General features: G+C 51.3%; 2 protein-coding genes. One reads left to right on the forward strand and one right to left on the reverse strand.

The window, feature by feature from the left end; genetic code table 11:
- Positions 1–170: 170 nt before the first annotated feature.
- Positions 171–533, forward strand: a complete 363-nt coding sequence (locus QJQ48_RS28210) for a hypothetical protein (protein WP_346294495.1) — start codon at positions 171–173, stop codon at positions 531–533.
- A gap of 211 nt (positions 534–744) precedes the next feature.
- Here the strand turns inward: QJQ48_RS28210 and QJQ48_RS28215 are convergent.
- Positions 745–1,264: carboxypeptidase-like regulatory domain-containing protein (locus QJQ48_RS28215; RefSeq protein ID WP_487247708.1), on the reverse strand; the 520-nt coding region annotated here is incomplete at its 5' end.

Below are 1,264 nucleotides of genomic sequence, written 5' to 3' on the forward strand. Positions count from 1 at the left end.
CTCGCTCGGCTCACTCAACTGAGCCAAATACCGCAAATCGAGATTAACCGCATTAGCGATCATAGTTGTCATTTTGATCATAGTTGTCGCGACAAGGGAGTCTTGCAATTGCCGATCGCGCTCGCAGATTTGCAAACTCGCCTATCTAGCTGTCGCGTCACGCTAAACCCTTGACATTTGATAACTGGTCATCGGCGATCGCCTCTAGGCATTCCCAGAACCTGTATCAAAATCAGGGGCACCTAGCGATCGCTATCTACAGCACGAGCGCAAGTGAGGGCAAAGGGCAGGGAGTATATCTGAGTGGCTATGGGGGAGAGCTAGCGTCTGAGCGAGTTGAGGCTGTAATGCAACAGCTTTTTGCGCGGGCGGGCGGAGAGCCACCGCAGCGGACGGCTTCAGATTATCTAGGCACTTCGCCACGCCGGATCTATCAGTTTGAGCCGGAGGCGGCTTGGATGACAGGAGAGCGGTTAGTGGCAGGAAATCAGCTGGTGGACACGAAAGTGGTGCTGGATCTACCTCGACCATGACCAATCAGCGGCAGCTTGCCGGTTAAACTCAGCCTTTGCGCGGGTAGCACATAACCTGCCGCCTGAAGCGTTAAAACCTGCGATTGAGTGGCTGTTCTTCACCAGTGAGAATTTAGTGCTGGTGGCAGAACTGAGGCAGAGTTGCGCAGCTAAAACGGCTTAATTTAGTAGATTATTCAAAATCGCAGCTTCGTCAGTTTTAGTCAATTCATTAGTTTTGCAAGGTGCTCATCGTTGCTGGCAAGCTGAGTATCCCAGCTTCAAATAGACCTGAAGTTTGTTCAGGAATAATCAGTTCTACAACTTTGTTTTCTATCCCAAAAATCTGTAGACGATAGCGACCGGGTTTCAACCCAGAGGCAGCAAATCGTCCCGCCCGGTTCGTGAACAGCTCTATAACCGGCCAGTCAGGATCCGAGATGGAGATAAGTGTTCCTCTCTGTAGAGCAACTGGATCACCTTCAGCATCGACGACAACACCACGAAGCAGGACGGTAGCTTCAGTTCCAACCCTGACAACAGTACCGCTGCGATAAGAGGGTAGAAGCGAATAGCTGCTACGACCCAAATCGTAACCGAGAGGTAAGTCTGGGGCATCCAGGGATAATGGATTTAGGATATAGGACTGCACTGGAATGACAGCAGGCCCCATCCCATCAGCTCGGCCTTGTTCTCCTACTAGGCTTGGATTAACTCGAACTAGCTGACTAGCAGCTGTTCCCTGCCGGGTA

Source organism: Sphaerothrix gracilis Ecp01 (genome assembly GCF_030405905.1).
Classification (GTDB): domain Bacteria; phylum Cyanobacteriota; class Cyanobacteriia; order Phormidesmidales; family Phormidesmidaceae; genus Sphaerothrix; species Sphaerothrix gracilis.